The sequence below is a fragment of the Microbacterium sp. GW821-FHT01D02 genome, assembly GCF_059422585.1.
Map to the genome: position 1 here is coordinate 1 of NZ_JBWKXB010000005.1, position 20,252 is coordinate 20,252.

Genomic DNA, 20,252 nt, shown 5'->3' on the forward strand with positions numbered 1-20,252 from the left:
TCGGCGCCGCCCCGGAGCCCGACAACCTCGGCCGCCTCCGCGACGAAGTCCGCAACGAACTCGGCCTCACCCACTGAGGGTCCGTCTCTTCGCTCCCGTCGTCCTTCCGGCCGTCCGCGCATCACCGCCGCGGCAGGAAGGACGACGGGAGCTTCGTCGTGCGGGGCAGGACTCGGGAGCAGGGAGGGCACCCGCTAGACTGAAGCCACAACTGAAGACAGGCCGAATGACCCACGCGGGAGAGCCCCGGCGAACGCAGCCGGGCACCGAAGGAGCAAGCCTCCCCGCCAATCTCTCAGGTACGCGTACCGCGCGGTTCCGGCCACTCTGAAAAGCGATTTCGAGCGAAGCAAGAAGTCGGGTTGGGCACGGTCGCTCCGGCGAACGGGTCGAAACCCGGTGAGACGAGTTCTGCGAGTCTCCACGTTCGTGATCCGCCGACGGTGAAAGCCCCGCCTCCGTGCACGGGCGAAGCTCTCAGGCCCATGACAGAGGGGGAGTTCCGAGGAGCGGCGATGCCGCCGTTCCACCCGCCACAGCCCGGGAGAACTCCATGTCCGACCCTCGCTACACCCCGCTGCGCGAACGCCATGAGGCGCTCGGCGCGTCGTTCACCGATTTCGGCGGCTGGCAGATGCCGGTGCGCTACACGTCCGACCTCGCCGAGCACCATGCCGTGCGTCAGAGCGCCGGTATCTTCGACATCTCGCACATGGCCGAGTTCACGGTCCGCGGTGAGGGCGCCGGTGCCTTCCTCGACTTCGCGCTGGCCGGTCGTCTCTCGGCCCTGGTGGTCGGCAAGGCGAAGTACTCGCTCCTGCTCGCCGAGTCCGGCGGAATCATCGACGACGTGATCGTCTACCGCCTGCAGGACGACGACTTCCTCATCATCTCCAACGCGGGCAACCGCGAGGCGGTCTCGGCCGCGCTGTCCGCACGCACCGACGGGTTCGACGTCGCCGTGCAGGACGTCTCCGACGACTACGCGCTCATCGCCGTGCAGGGGCCGCAGGCCGAGGCCATCCTCGCGGCGACCGACGCGATCACCGACGTGAGCGTCCCCTGGGTCGAGCAGAAGTACTACGCCTGGGCATCCGCGAACTACGAGGGCAGGCCGCTGCTCCTCGCTCGCACGGGCTACACCGGTGAAGACGGCTTCGAGCTGCTCGTCGCGGCCGACGACGCCGCCCGGCTCTGGGATGCACTGCTCGCCGCCGGCGACGCCCATGGCCTCGTGCCGGCCGGTCTCGCGGCCCGCGACACGCTTCGCCTCGAGGCGGGCATGCCGCTGTACGGCCATGAGCTGAGCCTCGACACCCGTCCGGCGCAGGCCGGGCTCGGGCGCGTCGTCGTGACGGCCAAGGAGCGCTTCGTCGGCAAGGAGGCTCTCGCCGCCGCGGAGGAGTCTGCCGCCGCCGCCGAAGCCCCGGTTCTGATCGGGCTGGTCGCCGAGGGCAAGCGCGCCGGACGCGCGGGATACGCCGTCGTCGATGAGGACGGCGAGCCCCTCGGTGAGATCACCAGCGGCGCCCTCAGCCCGACTCTCGGCCATCCGATCGCGATGGCCTACGTGCACCCTTCTTCCGCTGAGGAGGGAACCGCAGTATTCCTTGATGTGCGGGGGACCAGGATCCCCGCGACCGTGACCGCCCTGCCTTTCTACCGGAGGACCAAATGACCGATCTCGCCGCCCTCAGCTACACCGAAGAGCACGAGTGGATCGCCGCTGACGGCGACACCGTGACCATCGGCATCACCGACTACGCCGCAGAGAAGCTGGGCGACGTCGTGTTCGTCGAGCTCCCCGCCGTCGGCACCGAGGTCACCGCCGGCTCCGTCGTCGGCGAGATCGAGTCGACCAAGTCGGTCGGCGAGCTGTACGCCCCGGTCTCCGGCACCGTCGTCGCGATCAACGACGCCGCGGTCGACGACCCGTCGCTCGTGAACGCGGCGCCGTTCGAGGGCGGCTGGCTGCTCAAGGTCTCGGTCGCGGCAGGTGCGCTGGACGGACTTCTCGATCGCGACGCCTACGTCGCACTCACGGAGGGCTGATCCACCCGTGGTCACTTTCGCCGATCGTCACATCGGACCCACGGATGCCGCGCAGCACGCGATGCTCGGCGCCCTCGGTCTCGACACCACCGGAGCCGACGACGCGCTCAGCCCGATCGAGGCACTCATGCGTCAGGCGGTGCCGGCATCGATCTACACCGGCCCGTCGTCCGACGCGGCATCGTCGCGCATCCCCGCCGCGGCGAGCGAGACCGAGGCTCTCGCCGAGCTGCGGACCCTCGCCTCGCGCAACACGGTGAACCGCCCGATGATCGGCCTGGGGTACTACGGCACCATCACCCCGCAGGTGATCCAGCGCAACGTGCTGGAGAACCCCTCGTGGTACACGGCGTACACCCCGTACCAGCCGGAGATCTCCCAGGGGCGCCTGGAGGCGCTCATCAACTTCCAGACGATGGTCGCCGAGCTCACCGGGCTCACCACGGCCAACGCCTCCATGCTCGACGAGTCCACGGCCGTCGTCGAGGCGATGCTGCTGACCCGGCGCGCGTCGAAGTCGTCCTCGAACGTGTTCGCGATGGATGCGGATGCGCTTCCGCAGACCAAGGCGATGCTCGCGACCCGCGCGGAGGCCCTCGGCATCCAGGTCGTCTCCGTCGACTTCGCCGCGGGGGAGGAGCTTCCCGCCGACCTGTTCGGCGTCTTCGTCCAGTACCCCGGCGCATCCGGCCGTGTGTGGGATCCGTCCGCGGTCTTCGACGCCGTGCACCTCGCGGGCGGTCTCGCCGTGGCCGCGGCCGACCTCCTCGCCCTCACGCTGATCTCATCGCCCGGCTCCCTCGGCGCGGACGTGGCGGTGGGCACGACCCAGCGCTTCGGTGTGCCGATGGGCTTCGGCGGCCCGCACGCCGGTTACATGGCCGTCCGCTCGGGACTGGAGCGCCAGCTTCCCGGGCGCCTCGTCGGAGTCTCGGTGGACGCCGACGGCAAGCCCGCGTACCGGCTGTCGCTGCAGACGCGCGAGCAGCACATCCGTCGCGAGAAGGCCACCTCGAACATCTGCACCGCTCAGGTGCTGCTCGCGGTCATGGCGTCGATGTACGCGGTGTACCACGGCCCCGACGGGCTGCGCGAGATCGCGACCCAGACCACCGCGAAGGCCGCCCTGCTGCGCGACTGGCTGGTCGAGTCCGGCGCCGAGGTCGTGCACGCGGAGTTCTTCGACACCCTGCAGGTGCGCGTTCCCGGACGTGCGGCCGAGTACGCCGCACAGGCCCACGACGGCTACGGCATCCTGCTGCACGTCGCGGACGCCGACACGGTCGGCATCGCGGTCGACGAGACCACGACGCTCGGCGAGCTGCACCAGGTCGCGATGGTCTTCGGCGGCAAGAACGAGCGGGCGTTCGGACTCTTCGGCAACGAGAAGCTGCGGGCGCTCCCCGACGAGCTGCGGCGTCAGGATGAGTACCTCACGCACCCCGTGTTCCACGCCCACCGCAGCGAGACCGCCATGATGCGGTACCTGAAGAGCCTCTCCGACCGCGACTACGCGCTCGACCGCGGCATGATCCCGCTGGGCTCGTGCACGATGAAGCTCAACGCCGCCACCGAGATGGCAGCGATCACGTGGCCCGAGTTCGCGGGCATCCACCCGTTCGCTCCCGCGTCCGACGTGCAGGGCTACCTCGAGCTCATCGACCAGCTCGAGGGCTGGCTCGCCGAGGTCACGGGCTACGACGCCGTCTCGCTGCAGCCGAACGCCGGTTCGCAGGGCGAGCTGGCAGGTCTGCTCGCGATCCGGGGCTATCACCACGCGAACGGCGATCAGCACCGCACGGTGTGCCTCATCCCGTCGTCGGCGCACGGCACGAACGCGGCGTCGGCCGTGCTCGCCGGCATGAAGGTCGTCGTCGTGGCGACCGACGAGCTCGGCAACGTCGACCTCGACGACCTGCGTGCGAAGATCGCCCAGCACGCGGACGAGCTCTCGGCCCTGATGATCACCTACCCGTCGACGCACGGTGTGTACGAGGAGCAGGTCGTCGAGATCACCGCCGCCGTGCACGACGCGGGCGGGCAGGTCTACGTCGACGGTGCGAACCTCAACGCCCTGCTCGGCTATGCGCGCTTCGGGGACCTCGGCGGCGACGTCTCGCACCTGAACCTCCACAAGACGTTCGCGATCCCGCACGGTGGCGGTGGCCCCGGTATCGGTCCGGTGGCGGCCAAGTCCCACCTCGCACCGTTCCTGCCGTCGCACCCGCTCGCGCAGCGCGCCGAGCACTTCGGCGGCTTCACGTTCGAGGGCGGTGTCATCTCGGCGGCGCCGTACGGCTCCGCGGGCATCCTGCCGATCTCCTGGGCGTACGTGCGCATGATGGGTGCCGACGGTCTGCGCCGCGCCACCGCCGCGGCCGTGCTCTCCGCGAACTACATCGCCGAGCGCCTCGGCGGCCACTTCCCGGTGCTGTACACCGGCGAGAACGGCCGCGTGGCGCACGAGTGCATCCTCGACCTCCGCCCGCTCAAGGAGGCCACCGGCATCACGGTCGACGACGTCGCCAAGCGGCTCATCGACTACGGCTTCCACGCGCCGACCATGTCGTTCCCCGTCGCGGGAACCCTGATGGTCGAGCCGACCGAGTCCGAGGACCTCGACGAGATCGAGCGCTTCATCGAGGCGATGGTCATGATCAAGGCCGAGGCGGAGGCCGTGGCCGCCGGGCGCTGGCCCGCGGACGACAACCCCCTGGTGCACGCACCGCACACCGCGGTGTCGCTCATCGCGGGGGAGTGGAACCACGCCTACTCCCGCGAGGAGGCCGCGTACCCCGTGCGCGCGCTCGTGGCGGGCAAGTACTGGCCTCCGGTGCGCCGCATCGACCAGGCCTACGGCGACCGCAACCTCGTGTGCGCCTGCCCGCCGGTGGAGGCGTTCGCCTGACCTGCGTGCGCATCTGAGCGGACGGTGCTGCGCTTCTGTTGAGAGGCGTCGCACCGTCCCGCTTTCGGCGGTGTTTCGCGGGTGTTACGGATGGTCACCACTCAGTAACGGTTCGTTAGCTGAGGACGGCGGGGGGAGGCCCGGCGGGTTACTCTCAGGTATCCCTGCCTGCGCGATGGTGCGCGGGTGGAACCATGTTCAAGTCCACAGGAGGACAAAAGTGAAGCGCAACAAGATCGCCCTCGCGGGCGTCGCGCTGTTCGCGATCGGCGCCATGGCGCTCGCGGGCTGCGCAAGTGGTTCTGGTGACAACGATGCTGACAAGCCCACCGGAGACGCTTCGGCAATCATCACCGCGAACGGGTCGGAGCCGGAGAACCCGCTGATCCCGACCAACACCAACGAGGTCGGTGGCGGCAAGATCCTCGACTCGATCTTCGCCGGACTCGCGTACTACGACGGCAAGGGCGCACTCGTCAACGACATGGCCGACGAGATCACGGTCGACAGCCCCACGAAGCTGACGGTCAAGCTCAAGAAGGACCAGAAGTTCACCGACGGCACCGACGTGCTGGCCGACAACTTCATCAAGGCCTGGAACTACGGCGCGCTCCTCTCGAACAAGCAGCTCAACCAGTCCTGGTTCAGCGACATCGTCGGCTTCAGCGACACCGAAGACGCCGAGCTCACCGGTCTGAAGAAGGTCGACGACCTCACCTTCACGATCGAGCTCACGACTCCCGTGGCCACGGACTTCGCGACCCGCCTCGGTTACTCCGCTTACTACCCGCTGCCCGACGTCGCCTTCGACGACATGGCCGCGTTCGGTGAGAACCCGATCGGAAACGGGCCGTACAAGCTCGACGGCGACGGTGCATGGCAGCACGACATCAGCATCGCGCTGGTCAAGAACGACGACTACCAGGGCAGCCGTGAGGTCGTCAACGGTGGTCTGACCGTCACCTTCTACACGTCGCTCGACGCCGCGTACGCCGACCTCCTCTCGGGTGAGCTCGACGTCCTCGACGCGATCCCCGACACCTCGATCGCCACGTTCGAGGACGAGCTGGGCGACCGTGCCGTCAACCAGCCGGCCGCGATCTTCCAGTCGTTCACGATCGGCGAGCAGGTCGCGCACTTCTCCGGCGACGAGGGCAAGCTCCGTCGTGCGGCGCTGTCCATGGCGATCAACCGCGACGAGATCACCGACAAGATCTTCAACGGCACCCGTACGCCGGCCAGCGACTTCACCTCCCCGGTGATCGACGGCTGGAGCGACGACCTCGCCGGAGCCGACGTGCTCACCTACAACCCTGACGAGGCGAAGAAGCTGTGGGCCGAGGCCGACGCGATCTCGCCGTGGTCCGGAACCTTCCAGATCGCGTACAACTCGGACAGCGCGCACCAGGCATGGGTCGACGCCGTGTCGAACTCCATCAAGAACACCCTCGGCATCGAGGCATCCGGAGCTCCCTTCGTGGACTTCGCGACGCTGCGCGCCGCGGTGAACGAGCGTGGTGCCGACGGCAAGCGCACGATCCAGACGGCGAACCGTTCGGGATGGCAGGCCGACTACCCGGGTCTGTACAACTTCCTGTTCCCGCTGTACTCGACCGGTGCGTCCTCGAACGACGGCGACTACTCCAACGCCGACGTCGACAAGCTGCTGGCTGACGGTGCATCGGCGAGCGACCAGGCCGACGCGATCAAGGACTACCAGAAGGCTCAGGAGATCCTCCTCGAGGACCTCCCGGCCGTTCCGCTCTGGTACCAGAACGTGTCCGGTGGATTCGGCGAGTCGGTGGACAACGTCACCTTCGGCTGGAACTCCGTGCCGCTCTACTACGAGATCACCAAGACGAAGTAGTCCCCATGGGAGACTGAGCTGCGAGGCGGCGACGGATCACGTCGTCGCCTCGCAGCTGTGTCCCGTGGGAACGTCACCTCCATGAAAGGAGAGGGATGTTCTCGTACATCATCCGACGACTGCTGCAGCTGATCCCCGTGTTCTTCGGGGCCACTCTGCTGATCTACGCACTCGTCTTCCTCATGCCGGGCGACCCCATCGCGGCGTTGTTCGGCGACAAGCCACCTTCCCCGGCGCTGCTCGAAGCGATCCGCGCCCAGTACCACCTCGACCAGCCGTTCCTGGTGCAGTACTACTACTACATCCTCGGTGTGTTCCAGGGTGACATGGGTACGACGTTCTCGGGTCAGTCCGTGAACGAGGTGCTCGCCCGCACCCTTCCGGTCACCGGCCGCCTGGCGATCATGGCGATCGGCATCGAGTTCCTCCTCGCGATCGTCGTGGGCACGTTCTCGGCGCTGCGCAAGGGCAAGCTGTTCGACAACGGGTCGCTCGTCGTCTCGCTGGTTTTCCTGTCGATGCCCATCTTCGTGGTCGCGTTCCTGGCGCAGTACTTCCTCGCGATCAAACTCGGGTGGTTCCGTGCCACCGTCGGCGGTCAGAACGACTGGAACGATCTGTGGCTGCCGGCGATCGTGCTCGGCCTGAGCCTGTTCGCGACGAGTATGCGTCTGATGCGAGGGTCCGTGCTCGACACGCTGAACCAGGACTGGGTGCGCACGGCGTACAGCAAGGGGCTCTCGCGTGGTCGCGTGATCCCCGTGCACGTCCTGCGCAACTCCCTCATCCCCGTGATCACCAACTCCGCGACGAACTTCGGCGTGCTGCTGGTGGGGGCGACGGTGACGGAGTTCATCTTCAACATCCCCGGCGTGGGAAACACCCTGTTCCACGCGACGCTGAAGCACGAGGGGCCGACCATCGTGTCGTTCGTGACGGTGTTCGTGATCATCTACGTTCTCGTCAACCTGCTCGTGGACCTGCTCTACGGACTGCTCGACCCGAGGATTCGCTATGTCAGTTGAAAAACCAGATCACTTCGTCGCCCCGGTGACGCAGACGCCTCTCAAGACCGATGCGGTCGTCGTGTCGGGAAAGCCCGCCAGCCTCTGGCGTGACGGCTGGCACGACCTGCGCCGTCGGCCCATGTTCTGGATCTCCCTGGTGATCATCGCGATCGTCGTGCTCATGTCGGTCTGGCCCACGCTGTTCACCCAGACGCCGCCGAACAACGGATGCGAGCTCGCGAACTCGAACGGCGGCCCCGCACCGGGTCACCCGCTCGGCTTCACGTTCCAGGGCTGCGACATCTACTCCCGCATCGTCTGGGGTGCCCGCAGCTCGCTGAGCGTCGGACTCATCTCGACGATCATCGGATCGGGCATCGGCCTGGTCATGGGCGCCCTCGCCGGCTACTACGGCGGATGGGTCGACGCTGTGCTCTCGCGCATCGGCGACATCTTCTTCTCCATCCCCTACGTGCTCGCCGCCGTGGTCGTCATGACCGTGTACTCGGACTTCCGCAACGTCTTCACCCTCTCGCTCGCCATCGGCGGGTTCGCGTGGGCATCGACGGCACGCGTCGTCCGCGCCGAGATCCTGCGGGTGCGTCAGGCGGAGTTCGTGACCGCATCGAGCTCGCTCGGTCTCTCGCGTTTCCGCACGCTGCTCTCGCACGTGATCCCCAACGCGATCGCCCCGCTGCTCGTCCTCGCGACGCTCGCACTGGCCGGCGCGATCGTGGCCGAAGCGACTCTGACCTTCCTCGGAGTCGGGCTCGGCGGCGGCGCGAGCGGTGACGTGATGTCCTGGGGCAAGGACATCAGTGATGCGCAGACCTCTCTGCGCATCGCGCCCATGTCGCTCATCTATCCCTCGATCGCGCTCACCGTCACGGTGCTCGCGTTCATCATGCTGGGCGAGCTCATCCGAGACGCTCTCGACCCGAAGGCGAGGGCGCAGCGATGAGCGATCGCGCACAACGACCCACCGAGCCGATCCTGAGCGTGCGCGACCTGCGGGTCGCGTTCCGTGGCCAGGGCGGCGAGCGCGAGGTCCTGCACGGGGTGAGCTTCGACGTCCACGCCGGAGAGACCGTCGCGATCGTGGGGGAGTCGGGTTCCGGCAAGTCGACGACCGCTGCGGCGATCATCAACCTGCTGCCCGGCACCGGAAAGGTCACCGGCGGCAGCATCACCCTCGAGGGGCGTGAGCTCACGACGCTCGCCCGCCACGAGATCGAGGACGTCCGCGGAAAGGACATCGGCTTCGTCCCGCAGGACCCCATGGCCAGCCTCAACCCGGTCTGGTCGATCGGGTTCCAGGTGAAGGAGGCGGTCCGTGCGAACGGCCTCGCCTCGGGCCGTGGACACGTGCGGGACAGGGCCGTCGAGGTCCTGAAGCAGGCCGGCCTCGCCGACGCCGACCGGCGCCTGCACCAGTACCCGCACCAGTTCTCGGGCGGCATGCGTCAGCGAGCGCTCATCGGCATCGGCCTCGCGGCCGATCCGAAGCTGCTCATCGCCGACGAGCCGACCAGCGCGCTGGACGTGACGGTGCAGCGGGTCATCCTCGATCACATGGCCTCGCTCACGCGGGACCGTGGCACCGCGGTGCTCCTCATCACGCACGACCTGGGCCTCGCCGCCGAGCGTGCGGAGAAGATCATCGTGATGAACGGTGGCGACATCGTCGAGGCGGGGCCCAGCAGAGCGATCCTCGAGAATCCCCAGCATCCGTACACGAAGCGACTGGTCGGCGCCGCGCCGAGCATCGCCTCGCAGCGGATCCAGGCGATCGTCGAGGACCGGGGAGTCAAGACCGCCGAGGAACTGGCCGACACCGCACCGACCGTGCGCGTGGCGGGACTCACGAAGGACTATCGGATCCGCCAGGGGAACTTCCGCAGTGAGGCTTTCCGAGCGGTCGACGACGTGTCGTTCGAGATCCCGCGGGGCAAGACGCTCGCGCTGGTCGGCGAGTCGGGTTCCGGCAAGTCGACCGTCGCCAAGATGCTGCTCAAGCTCGAGGAGCCCACATCCGGGCTCATCGAGATCGACGGCAAGGACGTCTCGCACCTCTCGGCTGCTCAGGCGTTCGGACTGCGGCGGCGCATGCAGCCCGTGTTCCAGGACCCCTACGGGTCGATGGATCCGATGCGCAACATCGGCAACACGATCGCGGAGCCCCTGAACATCCACCGCATCGGCGACCAGACGTCGCGGCGCGAGCGGGTGCTCGAGCTCCTCGACCAGGTGTCGCTGCCCCGTGATCTCTCGACGCGGTATCCCAACGAACTGTCCGGTGGACAGCGGCAGCGTGTCGCCATCGCGCGCGCACTGGCGCTCAAGCCCGACATCGTGGTGCTCGACGAGGCGGTCTCGGCTCTGGACGTGCTGGTGCAGGATCAGATCCTCAAGCTGCTCGCCGAGCTGCAGTCGGAGCTCGATCTCACGTACCTGTTCATCACTCACGACCTCGCGGTCGTGCGCGTGTCCAGCGACTTCGTCTGCGTCATGGAGCACGGCAAGCTCGTCGAGCAGGGGACCGTCGACGAGATCTTCGCGAACCCGCAGCAGGAGTACACGGATCGCCTGCTCAAGGCGATCCCGGGTGTCACCATCCCCCTGGGCGGCGCCGGATCGTGACGGCAGCACCCACACCCGAGGGCGCACGGACTCTCCGTGCGCCCTCGGGCGTCATCACCATCGTCCTGACCGGCCTGCTGGCGCTGTTCCTCCTCGGAGACGCCGTTGTCCGCGGCGGCTGGGGGCAGATGCTGCTCCTCGCGCCGTGGGTGCTGCTCGGCCTCTGGTGCATCTACGAACTGAGCTTCGTCTCGTATGTACGCGTCGACGGCGAGGGAGCGGTGGTCCAGAACCTGCTGCGCCGCACGTCGTTCGGCTGGAGCCGGGTACGCGATATCGACATGCGGTGGCAGCTCGTCTTCTCCCTCGAGGACGGCACCGACATCAGCTGCTTCGGCGGCCCCGCCCATGCGCGTCAGCGTCGGAGCCGCATGCGTCAGGACGATGAGCAGAAGGCGCCGGCCGGTCTCGCGGATCTCACGGACATCCGCGATCGCTGGCAGAGCGCGGGCGCCGCGGCGACCGGGGAGATCCGTCGCTCGTGGGACGCGCGCGCGCTGATCGCTCTCGCCGTGATCATCGTCTGGGCGGCGATCTCCGTGCTGCTCGTCGCGAACGCGAGCTGAGCCGCTCGGCTCAGCCGGGCAGGCCGAACAGGTCGGGCCACATCGATGCCGCCCACGGGTAGCCGACGAACGCCGTGGCGTCGATCAGGAAGTGCGCCACGAGGAACGGCATCAGACGGCCGGAGCGCTGGTACAGCCAGCCGAACAGCAGCCCCATGGCGAGGTTCCCGAAGAACGCCGGATAGCCCTGGTAGAGGTGGTAGCTCGCCCGCAGGATCGATGTCGCGATGATGATCGACCACGGCCCCCAGCCCAGCTGCCGGAGTCGGGTGAAGAGGTAGCCGAGCAGGACGAACTCCTCCTGCAGCGCCGCGCGGGCCGCCGCCAGCAGCAGGACCGGCACCGTCCACCAGTACGCGTCGATCCCCGCGGGGTCGATGGCGACCGTCATCCCCAGCGCCCGTCCGCCGAGGTAGAGCGCGATGCCGGGTATGCCGATCGCCAGCACGAGGAGGACACCACGACCTGCGTCCCTCCCGACCCGCGTGCCGTCCAGGCCCAGACGTTCCAGGTGCGGGCGGCGCGACTGCCAGAGCAGGAAGCAGACCAGCAGCACCGGGACGATCGAGAATCCGATCGCGAGCACCTGATAGATCAGGTCGAAGATCTCCCGGTCGCTGCGCGAGGGGTTGAGCTTCGCCACCTGGTCGGCGATCGGGACCGAGTCGGTGAGGCGGTAGACGAGCTGCACGATCGCGTACACCGCGGACTGTCCGAGTCCGAGTGCCAGGACGATCGCGATCTCCCACCACAGTCGCGCGCGGGAGGGGGTGGGGGAGAGGTCGGGAGGGTCTCCCTGAGCCTGCGATCGGGTCACGATCTCGATGCTACGACCTGTATTCAGGAACGCGCCCTGAGCTTGCGTTATCCTGGAACGTCGGCTTCCCGACGAAACCCCACACTCTTTAGGACACCTGTATGGCGCACGCCCTCCGTTCTGACCTCCGCAACGTCGCAATCGTCGCCCACGTCGACCACGGCAAGACGACTCTCGTCGACGCCATGCTGCGTCAGACGGGCTCCTTCGGCGAACACGCCCACGTCGATGAGCGCGCCATGGACTCGAACGACCTGGAACGTGAGAAGGGCATCACGATCCTCGCCAAGAACACGGCGATCACCTACAAGGGCAAGCACGCCCAGGGCAAGGAGATCACGATCAACGTGATCGACACCCCGGGTCACGCCGACTTCGGTGGCGAGGTCGAGCGCGGCCTGTCCATGGTCGACGGTGTCGTGCTGCTCGTCGACGCGAGCGAGGGCCCGCTGCCGCAGACCCGCTTCGTGCTGCGCAAGGCGCTCGAGGCCAAGCTCCCCGTCATCCTCCTGGTCAACAAGACCGACCGTCCCGACGCCCGCATCGCGGAGGTCGAGGAAGAGGCGCACGACCTGCTGCTGGGTCTCGCCTCCGACCTGGTCGACGATGTGCCCGACCTCGACGTCGACGCGCTCCTCGATGTGCCGGTGGTCTATGCCTCCGGCCGTGCCGGTGCGGCATCGCAGAACCGTCCCGCCGACGGCTCGCTGCCGGACAACGACGACCTCGAGCCGCTGTTCGAGGCGATCCTCGAGCACGTTCCCGCTCCGGAGTACGACGACGAGCACCCGCTGCAGGCCTGGGTCACGAACCTCGACTCCAGCCCGTTCCTCGGCCGTCTCGCACTCCTGCGCGTCTTCAACGGCACGCTGAAGAAGGGCCAGACCGTGGCCTGGGTCCGTGCTGACGGCACGCACCAGAACGCGCGCATCACCGAGCTGCTGAAGACGCGTGCGCTCGAGCGCTACCCCGCCGACTCCGCCGGCCCCGGCGACATCGTCGCCATCGCCGGCTTCGAGAACATCACGATCGGCGAGACCATCGCCGACCCCGAGGATGTGCGTCCGCTGCCGGCCATCACGGTCGACGACCCCGCCATCTCGATGACGATCGGTACCAACACCTCGCCGCTCATGGGCAAGGTCAAGGGTCACAAGCTCACCGCTCGCATGGTCAAGGACCGTCTCGACAAGGAGCTGATCGGAAACGTCTCGCTCAAGGTCGTCGACATCGGACGTCCGGACGCCTGGGAGGTCCAGGGCCGTGGAGAGCTGGCCCTCGCGATCCTCGTCGAGAACATGCGCCGTGAGGGCTTCGAGCTCACCGTCGGCAAGCCGCAGGTGGTCACGAAGAAGATCGACGGCAAGACCTACGAGCCGTTCGAGCACCTCACGATCGACACGCCGGAAGAGCACCTCGGCGCGATCACCCAGCTGCTCGCGAACCGCAAGGGTCGCATGGAGAACATGACGAACCACGGCACCGGCTGGGTGCGCATGGAGTTCATCGTCCCGTCGCGCGGCCTCATCGGCTTCCGCAGCGAGTTCCTCACCACCACGCGTGGCACCGGCATCGCGAACGCGATCTCGCACGGCTACGAGCCGTGGGCCGGTTCCATCACCACGCGCCAGAACGGCTCGATCGTCGCCGACCGTCAGGGTGTCGTCACCCCGTTCGCGATGATCGCCCTGCAGGAGCGCATGTCCTTCTTCGTGCAGCCCACGCAGGAGGTCTACGAGGGCATGGTCATCGGCGAGAACTCTCGCGCCGACGACATGGACGTGAACATCACCAAGGAGAAGAAGCTCACCAACATGCGTGCGGCGAGCTCCGACACCTTCGAGTCGATGACGCCTCCGCGCCAGCTGACGCTGGAGGAGAGCCTCGAGTTCGCCCGTGACGACGAATGCGTCGAGGTGACCCCCGAGGTCGTCCGCATCCGCAAGGTGAACCTCGACGCGAACACCCGCGCGCGGGAGACCGCTCGCCTGAAGCGTCAGGACGCGAACGTCTGAGACCACTCTCGGAGACGCTCCGAGTGAGAGGGCCTCGTGCCGCCGAAAGGCGTGCACGAGGCCCTCTTCTCATGTAAATCCCAGGTGAGGGATGGTTTTTGCTCAGGTTCACCATGCAGAGTGGTTCACTTGCGCCTGGGACGAGCTCCCGATGAGTCTCCTGCAAGGGCGTACGACCACCCGAAAGTCGAACCCATGCTTCAGAAAACCCGTGCGCTTCGGCGCGCCTCCGCGGCGGCATCCGCCCGCACCGCGACCCACCGCCCGATGACCGTCCTCGGCATCACCGCGGCCACCCTCGTCGGCATCACGCTGAGCGTGGGCCTCGCCTCCAGCCCCGCCATCGGCGACATGACCCCCGATGCCTCTGCAGTGGCGCGGCCCCTCGTCGGCGCCGAACCGTTCTCGAAGATCAGCGACGACGCCGCGGCGACCCTGGTGGAAGCCCGGAGCGCCGTCTCGGCGGCCGAGACGGTGACGGCAGATGTCGTCGCCTCCGGGCTCGAGGTGGGGGTCGACACCTCCATCGACACGTCCGACCTCGAGGACGACATCGACCGGCTCGGCGAGAGCGACGTGATGCCGGTGCTGCTGGTCGGGATCCTCGCGAAGGAGGCCGATTCGGAGATCACCCGGGTCGTCGCCGACACCCAGGAGGTGCAGACGGCGCTCACCGCGGCCCAGGAGAAGAAGGCCGCGGAGGACGCGGCCCGCCTCGCCGCCGAGAAGGCTGCGGCGAAGGCAGCCGCGGAGAAGAAGGCGGCGGCGGCTCTGGCGGCTGCCAACACCGTCGACGGAGCGAAGGCCTCCGCGCGGCAGCTGATGTCGAGCCGGTACGGCTGGGGCGGGGACCAGTTCTCGTGCCTGGAATCGCTGTGGACCAAGGAGTCGGGCTGGAACTACCAGGCCTACAACGCGGACGGCGGCGCGACGGGGATCCCGCAGGCGCTCCCGGGCAGCAAGATGGCCGCGGCCGGGTCCGACTGGCAGACGAACGCCGCGACGCAGGTCGCGTGGGGGCTGGGCTACATCTCCTCGACGTACGGCACGCCGTGCAGCGCCTGGTCGCACTCGCAGGCCATGAACTGGTACTGATCGGACGCGTGCCTCCGAGGAATTCCTCGCCCTGGGCGGCGCCGAGCGCTACGGTGACTCTGACGGCTGGGGGCGTCCCGGATCCGAGGAGGAAATGTGCTCGACCCCGTGGCGTGGCGCGATGTGCCGCAGGAGGTGTCCACCGGCACGCTGCCGGGGTGGGACCGTGTCGAGGAGATCGTCCGCGAGGCGCACGCCCGCTATTCGGAGGAGCGCGGCGGCCGGGTGGCCGACTACATCCCGGTGCTCGCCGAGGCCGACCCTGAGCTCTTCGGACTGGCCGTCATCGAGGTCGGTGGCGGGCTGCACGACGCGGGGGACGCGCTGCATCCCTTCTCGATCCAGTCGATCTCGAAGATGTTCGTCTACGCGCTGGCGATCCAGGAGCACGGCCATGAGCGCGTGCGGGACGTCGTCGGGGTGAACAACACCGGACTTCCGTTCAACTCCGTGATGGCCCTGGAACTCAACGACGGCCATCCGATGAACCCGATGGTGAACGCGGGCGCCATCGCCACGACCGCGCTGATGCCGGGTGCCACCTCGGTCGAGCAGTGGGAACGCGTCCGCGAGGGCCTGTCAGCGTTCGCGGGCCGCCCGCTGAGCCTCGACGGCGTGGTGTACGCGTCCGAGGCGGAGACCAACGACCGCAACCGCGCGCTCGGACGCCTGCTCCGCAGCTACGGCCGGCTGGAAGGCGACCCGGACGAGATCGTCGACGTCTACACGCGTCAGTGCGCGCTCAGCGTCACGGCGCATGATCTCGCCGTGATGGGGGCGACGCTCGCCGACGGGGGAGTGAACCCCGTCACCGGCGTCCGCGTGGTCTCGGAAGAGGTGTGCCGGGACACGCTCGCGGTCGTCGCCTCGACCGGTCTGTATGAACGCTCCGGTGACTGGCTGTTCGAGATCGGGCTGCCGGCGAAGTCCGGCGTCGCCGGGGGCATCGTCGCGATCGCCCCGGGCAAGGGCGCGGCCGCCGGTTTCTCCCCGCGTCTGGATGAGGCGGGGAACTCCGTCCGCTCCCAGATGGCGATCGGCTATCTGTCGCGGGTGCTGGGGCTGAACCTGTTCGCCTCGGCCCCGGCGTCGCGTCGTCACTCCGAGACCGTCCCCCCGTCCGCCGTGTAGGAGCGCAACCATGACCCAGACGTCGCAGACCCCGACCAAGACCTCCTGGCTGCCGATGGTCAGCCTGTTCCTCGCACAGGTCCTGATGTCGTTCAACGTCGCCGCGCTGCCGATCTCCCTCGGGGGCATGGTGAGCGACTTCGGTGTACCGCCGACGGTCGCCAGCACGACCATCGTCATGTACGGCCTCGCTGTGGCCGCGCTCGTGATGACGGGCGCCAAACTCGGTCAGCGGATCGGCTGGGTCGTCATCTTCCGGATCGTGATCGCGCTGTTCGCGGGGTCGTCCGTGATGATGCTCTTCGCGCCCACCGTCGGCTGGGCCATCGCGGGGCAGGCGGTCGCGGGGGCGGCGGCGGCGATCATCGTCCCGTCGATCGTCGCGCTCATCGCCGAGAACTATCGTGGCCCGCAGCAGGCGACCGCGATCGGCGCCATCGGCTCGGCGCGAGCGATCTCCGGCGTCAGCGCGTTCCTCATCGGCGGTACCCTCGGCACCCTGGTCGGCTGGCGGCCGATGTTCATCATCGTCCTGGGGATCGCCGTCATCGTCTTCGCCCTGAGCTTCACCCTGCGGGGCGACCGCGGGGACGCCTCGATCCGCATCGACCTCGTCGCGTCGCTGCTCATCGGCGCCGCGATCGTGCTGCTGACACTGGGGTTCAACAACCTGAACGCCTGGGGTGCTGTGGCCGCGGCCCCGGACGCCCCGTTCACCGTGCTGGGGCTGTCGCCGGCGCCGGTCTTCATCGTCGTCGGCCTGGTGCTCGGACAGGGGTTCTTCCTCTGGACCAGGAAGCGGATGGCGGAGGGGAAGGTGCCGCTGATCGATCTGAGCGTGCTCGGCTCCTCGCGCGAGCGTGCGGCGGTGTACGCGATGTTCATCGTCGTCGCCCTGGAAGCGTGCGTGAACTTCACGATCCCGCTCTACATCCAGATCGTGCAGGGGCGAACGCCCTTCGACACGTCCATCGCGATGATGCCGTTCAACCTCACGGTCTTCGTCACGGCCACCCTCGTGGTGCGACTGTACAAGCGCTTCCCGCCGCGCACGATCGGGGTCGTCGGATTCATCCTCACCACGGTGGCGTTGGTGTGGCTGTCGGTCGTCGTGACCAACAACTGGGAGACGATCCCGACCATCGCCGGACTCATCGTGTTCGGCATCGGGCAGGGCGCCCTGGTGACGCTGGTGTTCAACGTGCTGGTGACCGCGGCCCCGGCCGAGCTCGCCGGTGACGTCGGTTCGCTCCGGGGGACGACCCAGAACCTCGCCTCCGCCGTCGGCACCGCCCTCGCGGGTGCGCTGCTGGTCTCCCTGCTCGGTCTGAGCGTCGGACGGGCGGTCGTGGAGCACCCGGAGCTGCCGCCGTCCCTCGTCGCCCAGGTCGACATGGACAGCCTCAACTTCATCAGCAACGACGATCTGCGCGCCGCCCTCGAGAACACGGATGCGACGCCCGAGCAGGTGGACGCGGCGGTGGTCGTGAACGAGGAGGCACGGCTGGGCACGCTCAAGCTCGGTCTGCTCCTGCTCGCCGGCATCAGCGCACTGGCGATCCTCCCGGCCTCGCGGCTGCCGCAGTACCGTCCGCACGAGATCCCCGACCCGTCGCCCGCGGCGGGACCGGAGTGACGCTCAGCGCAGCTCGGAGATGAGCACGGCGCTCGTGCCGGGCGCCGTCGCCTCGAAGATGTGCGGGGCGTCGCCGGCGTACGTGAGATAGTCGCCCGGATTCAGCAGCACCGGGTCGCCGGCAGGTCCGATCCGTGCCTCCCCGGCGATCAGGATCACGTGCTCGATGGTGCCGGGGTGATGCGGGTCGGAGCGACGGGCGTCGCCGGGCTCGGCCTGGATCAGGTAGACGTCCCGGCGCGCGCCGGGCGGGCTGGCCGACAGCAGCGTGGCGCTGTACGCCGCGGCGGAGGAGGGCACGCCGGCGAGGTCGTCGGCCCGGATGAGCGTGGGGGCGTTCGCCTGCTGGTCCACGAGCACGGCGAAGGGCACGCCGAGCGCGACCCCCAGCGCCCACAGCGTCTCGACGCTGGGGTTCCCGGAGCCGCTCTCGAGTTGCGACACGGTCGCCTTCGAGATGCCGGCTCGTCGCGCGAGCTCGGAGACCGACAGGCTCGCGGCCTCCCGCTCCCGGCGCAGGGTGCGGGCGATACGTGTGCGGAGTTCCTCCATGTGTTCATCATGTCAAACGTTCGTTCGCTTGACTATCCGCCACGAGCTGTTCAGAATGATGGACATGCGTTCATTGAGTCGAACAGTGTGCCGGCGGCGTGATGACCGCGGAGCGTGAGGTCTGGCGCGAGGCGCTCGGCGTCGTGCTCGCGACCAGCGCCTACGGCGTCTCTTTCGGTGCGCTGGCCGTGGCTGCCGACCTCGACGTCTGGCAGACCTGCGTCCTCAGCCTCCTGATGTTCACCGGGGGATCGCAGTTCGCCTTCGTGGGCGTGTTCACGGCCGGTGGCCTCGCCGCCCTGCCTTCGGCGATCGCCTCGGCCGTGCTGCTCGGCGTGCGCAACGTGGCCTACGGCATGCGCATGTCGCCGATCGTGGGCGGCGGACCGGCGCGCAAGGCCGCGGCGGCGCACTTCACGATCGACGAGTCCACGGCGGTGGCGATCTCGCAGAGCGATCCCCGGTTGCGGCAGGTCGGATTCTGGGTGACCGGCATCGGCATCTTCGTCGGCTGGAACATCACCACGCTCGTCGGGGCCCTCGTCGGCGATGTGCTCGGCGACCCCAAGACCTGGGGGCTGGACGCGGCTGCGGCCGCGGCCTTCCTCGCCCTGCTCTGGCCGCGTCTGAAGCAGCGGCAGGCGGTCGCGGTGGGCGTGGCTGCTGCGGTGGTGGCCGCTGCCTTCACCCCGTTCCTCATGCCGGGGCTCCCGGTGCTCGTCGCGGCCGTCGTCGCGATCGCGGTCGGATGGTTCGACTGGCTGGGGCGTCGCCCCTCGTCGCCCGATGACGGGACGCCTCCCGGTTCGGAGGTGCCCGCATGAGCCTGTGGAGCGCGATCCTCCTCGCCGCGCTGATCTGTCTGGCGCTGAAGGCTGCCGGTTATCTGGTGCCTCCCAAGGTGCTCGAGGCGCCGCGCACCGCCCGCATCTCCGACCTGCTGACCGTGGCCCTCCTGGCGGCGCTCGTCGCCGTGCAGACGCTCGGCGACGGTCAGGCGATCACGGTGGATGCCCGCGTGCCCGCCTTGCTGGTCGCGGGAGGGCTGCTGTGGCTGCGGCAGTCGTTCCTGGTGGTCGTGGTCGCCGCGGCGCTCGTGGCGGCCCTGCTGCGCCTCTTCGGTCTCGCATCCTGACCGCTCTCGTCAGGCTGCTCTCGTCAGGCTGCTCTCGTCGGGCTGCTCTCGTCGGGCTGCCAGGACGCGCGGGTAAGATCGACGGGTGCGCGTGAACCGGGTGTCCAGGGTGCTGTCGTGGGTCGCTGCCGCCCTGGTGGGCGGCGTCTACGGCGTCGCGGGCACGATCGCGCACAGTGTGATGTGGGGCCCGATCCCGATCGGCATCATCGTCGCGGCGATCGCCTGCGCCGCGATCCTCATCGCTGTGCGCGCACTCACGCACGACAGGGGAGCGGCGGTGGCGGCGGGTCTCGGCATGATCGGGATGCTCGTGCTGATCTCCGGCGTCGGTCCCGGCGGATCCATCGTCGTGCCGGACTCGCTCAGCGGCCAGATCTGGACCTACCTGGTGGCCGGAATCGTGCTGCTCGTCATCGCATGGCCGTCGTTCGCGCGGACACCGGTGCGCACCGAGGCGCCTGCCGCGCAGGAACCCGAGCCCCGCGAGTCGTAGACTGGAGGGGTGACGTATGTGATCGCCCTCCCGTGCGTCGATGTCAAGGATCGCGCCTGCATCGACGAGTGCCCCGTTGACTGCATCTACGAGGGTGAACGGTCGTTGTACATCCACCCGGACGAGTGCGTCGACTGCGGCGCCTGCGAGCCGGTGTGCCCGGTCGAGGCCATCTACTACGAGGACGACCTGCCCGACGAGTGGCAGGACTACTACAAGGCCAACGTCGAGTTCTTCGACGAGATCGGCTCCCCCGGAGGCGCGGCCAAGGTCGGCGTCTACGCGTTCGACCACCCGATCATCGCCGCGCTCCCGCCGCAGGGCGAGTAGGCGCG

General features: G+C 68.4%; 18 protein-coding genes and 1 riboswitch. Of the genes, 16 read left to right on the forward strand and 2 right to left on the reverse strand.

Annotation, left to right across the window (positions count from 1 at the left end):
- Nucleotides 1-226: 226 nt before the first annotated feature.
- Nucleotides 227-321, forward strand: a riboswitch (glycine riboswitch).
- Between the two features lie 232 nt (nt 322-553).
- The 8 genes from gcvT (at nt 554) to AC07VM_RS18205 (ending at nt 11,040) form a co-directional block, all read left to right on the forward strand.
- A complete protein-coding gene (gene gcvT, locus AC07VM_RS18170) occupies nt 554-1,678 on the forward strand; it encodes a glycine cleavage system aminomethyltransferase GcvT (RefSeq protein WP_494912622.1) in 1,125 nt (374 codons plus the stop codon).
- On the forward strand, nt 1,675-2,052 hold the full coding sequence (gcvH, locus tag AC07VM_RS18175) for a glycine cleavage system protein GcvH (RefSeq protein ID WP_267417830.1): 378 nt from the start codon (nt 1,675-1,677) through the stop codon (nt 2,050-2,052). The genes gcvT and gcvH overlap by 4 nt, the downstream gene beginning before the upstream one ends.
- Before the next feature lie 61 nt (nt 2,053-2,113).
- Nucleotides 2,114-4,960, forward strand: coding sequence for an aminomethyl-transferring glycine dehydrogenase (gene gcvP / locus AC07VM_RS18180; RefSeq protein ID WP_494912768.1), 2,847 nt, complete (start codon nt 2,114-2,116; stop codon nt 4,958-4,960).
- 220 nt (nt 4,961-5,180) lie between these two features.
- Nucleotides 5,181-6,827: a peptide ABC transporter substrate-binding protein gene (locus tag AC07VM_RS18185; protein ID WP_494912624.1), complete on the forward strand. Its 1,647-nt coding sequence runs from the start codon at nt 5,181-5,183 to the stop codon at nt 6,825-6,827.
- 95 nt (nt 6,828-6,922) lie between these two features.
- Nucleotides 6,923-7,852 carry an ABC transporter permease gene (locus tag AC07VM_RS18190; protein WP_267417833.1) on the forward strand — a complete coding sequence of 310 codons (930 nt, stop codon included), beginning with the start codon at nt 6,923-6,925 and terminating at the stop codon, nt 7,850-7,852.
- A complete protein-coding gene (locus tag AC07VM_RS18195) occupies nt 7,842-8,795 on the forward strand; it encodes an ABC transporter permease (RefSeq protein WP_267417834.1) in 954 nt (317 codons plus the stop codon). The genes AC07VM_RS18190 and AC07VM_RS18195 overlap by 11 nt, the downstream gene beginning before the upstream one ends.
- On the forward strand, nt 8,792-10,474 hold the full coding sequence (locus AC07VM_RS18200; RefSeq protein WP_267417835.1) for a dipeptide ABC transporter ATP-binding protein: 1,683 nt from the start codon (nt 8,792-8,794) through the stop codon (nt 10,472-10,474). The genes AC07VM_RS18195 and AC07VM_RS18200 overlap by 4 nt, the downstream gene beginning before the upstream one ends.
- Entirely contained in the window at nt 10,471-11,040 is a 570-nt protein-coding gene (locus AC07VM_RS18205; protein WP_494912625.1) for a PH domain-containing protein, read from the forward strand. The genes AC07VM_RS18200 and AC07VM_RS18205 overlap by 4 nt, the downstream gene beginning before the upstream one ends.
- Before the next feature lie 10 nt (nt 11,041-11,050).
- Here AC07VM_RS18205 and AC07VM_RS18210 read toward each other — a convergent pair whose 3' ends face one another.
- Entirely contained in the window at nt 11,051-11,857 is an 807-nt protein-coding gene (locus AC07VM_RS18210; RefSeq protein WP_494912626.1) for a CPBP family intramembrane glutamic endopeptidase, read from the reverse strand.
- A gap of 101 nt (nt 11,858-11,958) precedes the next feature.
- On the opposite strand from AC07VM_RS18210, the gene typA reads away from it, so the two are divergent.
- From typA to AC07VM_RS18230, 4 genes are all read left to right on the forward strand, one after another.
- Nucleotides 11,959-13,872 (forward strand): translational GTPase TypA, encoded by a 1,914-nt coding sequence (typA, locus tag AC07VM_RS18215; protein WP_267417839.1) that lies wholly within the window; start codon nt 11,959-11,961, stop codon nt 13,870-13,872.
- Nucleotides 13,873-14,067: 195 nt separating this feature from the next.
- Nucleotides 14,068-14,967 carry an aggregation-promoting factor C-terminal-like domain-containing protein gene (locus tag AC07VM_RS18220; protein WP_494912628.1) on the forward strand — a complete coding sequence of 300 codons (900 nt, stop codon included), beginning with the start codon at nt 14,068-14,070 and terminating at the stop codon, nt 14,965-14,967.
- 96 nt (nt 14,968-15,063) lie between these two features.
- The gene (gene glsA, locus AC07VM_RS18225) at nt 15,064-16,098 is read left to right on the forward strand and encodes a glutaminase A (RefSeq protein WP_267417842.1); all 1,035 of its coding nucleotides are present in this window, start codon (nt 15,064-15,066) and stop codon (nt 16,096-16,098) included.
- 10 nt (nt 16,099-16,108) lie between these two features.
- Nucleotides 16,109-17,734, forward strand: a complete 1,626-nt coding sequence (locus tag AC07VM_RS18230) for an MFS transporter (RefSeq protein ID WP_267417844.1) — start codon at nt 16,109-16,111, stop codon at nt 17,732-17,734.
- Between the two features lie 3 nt (nt 17,735-17,737).
- Here AC07VM_RS18230 and AC07VM_RS18235 read toward each other — a convergent pair whose 3' ends face one another.
- Entirely contained in the window at nt 17,738-18,286 is a 549-nt protein-coding gene (locus AC07VM_RS18235; protein WP_494912630.1) for a helix-turn-helix domain-containing protein, read from the reverse strand.
- Between the two features lie 101 nt (nt 18,287-18,387).
- Between AC07VM_RS18235 and AC07VM_RS18240 the strand changes: the two genes are divergently transcribed.
- The 4 genes from AC07VM_RS18240 (at nt 18,388) to fdxA (ending at nt 20,247) form a co-directional block, all read left to right on the forward strand.
- Entirely contained in the window at nt 18,388-19,110 is a 723-nt protein-coding gene (locus AC07VM_RS18240) for an AzlC family ABC transporter permease (RefSeq protein ID WP_494912632.1), read from the forward strand.
- Complete coding sequence (locus tag AC07VM_RS18245; RefSeq protein ID WP_267417848.1) at nt 19,107-19,421, forward strand: AzlD domain-containing protein; 315 nt, start codon at nt 19,107-19,109, stop codon at nt 19,419-19,421. The genes AC07VM_RS18240 and AC07VM_RS18245 overlap by 4 nt, the downstream gene beginning before the upstream one ends.
- 85 nt (nt 19,422-19,506) lie before the next feature.
- On the forward strand, nt 19,507-19,917 hold the full coding sequence (locus tag AC07VM_RS18250; RefSeq protein WP_494912634.1) for a histidinol dehydrogenase: 411 nt from the start codon (nt 19,507-19,509) through the stop codon (nt 19,915-19,917).
- A 9-nt stretch (nt 19,918-19,926) separates the two neighbouring features.
- Entirely contained in the window at nt 19,927-20,247 is a 321-nt protein-coding gene (gene fdxA, locus AC07VM_RS18255; RefSeq protein ID WP_021199610.1) for a ferredoxin, read from the forward strand.
- Nucleotides 20,248-20,252 lie beyond the last annotated feature (5 nt).

Excerpts from the sequence above, each read along its gene's own strand:
- gcvH (WP_267417830.1), top strand. The coding sequence starts at position 1,675 with ATGACCGATCTCGCCGCCCTCAGCTACACCGAAGAGCACGAGTGGATC.
- AC07VM_RS18235 (WP_494912630.1), bottom strand. The coding sequence starts at position 18,286 with ATGGAGGAACTCCGCACACGTATCGCCCGCACCCTGCGCCGGGAGCGG.
- gcvT (WP_494912622.1), top strand. The coding sequence starts at position 554 with ATGTCCGACCCTCGCTACACCCCGCTGCGCGAACGCCATGAGGCGCTC.
- AC07VM_RS18230 (WP_267417844.1), top strand. The coding sequence starts at position 16,109 with ATGACCCAGACGTCGCAGACCCCGACCAAGACCTCCTGGCTGCCGATG.
- AC07VM_RS18240 (WP_494912632.1), top strand. The coding sequence starts at position 18,388 with ATGACCGCGGAGCGTGAGGTCTGGCGCGAGGCGCTCGGCGTCGTGCTC.
- gcvP (WP_494912768.1), top strand. The coding sequence starts at position 2,114 with ATGCTCGGCGCCCTCGGTCTCGACACCACCGGAGCCGACGACGCGCTC.
- AC07VM_RS18220 (WP_494912628.1), top strand. The coding sequence starts at position 14,068 with ATGCTTCAGAAAACCCGTGCGCTTCGGCGCGCCTCCGCGGCGGCATCC.
- AC07VM_RS18190 (WP_267417833.1), top strand. The coding sequence starts at position 6,923 with ATGTTCTCGTACATCATCCGACGACTGCTGCAGCTGATCCCCGTGTTC.
- AC07VM_RS18195 (WP_267417834.1), top strand. The coding sequence starts at position 7,842 with ATGTCAGTTGAAAAACCAGATCACTTCGTCGCCCCGGTGACGCAGACG.
- AC07VM_RS18245 (WP_267417848.1), top strand. The coding sequence starts at position 19,107 with ATGAGCCTGTGGAGCGCGATCCTCCTCGCCGCGCTGATCTGTCTGGCG.
- typA (WP_267417839.1), top strand. The coding sequence starts at position 11,959 with ATGGCGCACGCCCTCCGTTCTGACCTCCGCAACGTCGCAATCGTCGCC.
- AC07VM_RS18200 (WP_267417835.1), top strand. The coding sequence starts at position 8,792 with ATGAGCGATCGCGCACAACGACCCACCGAGCCGATCCTGAGCGTGCGC.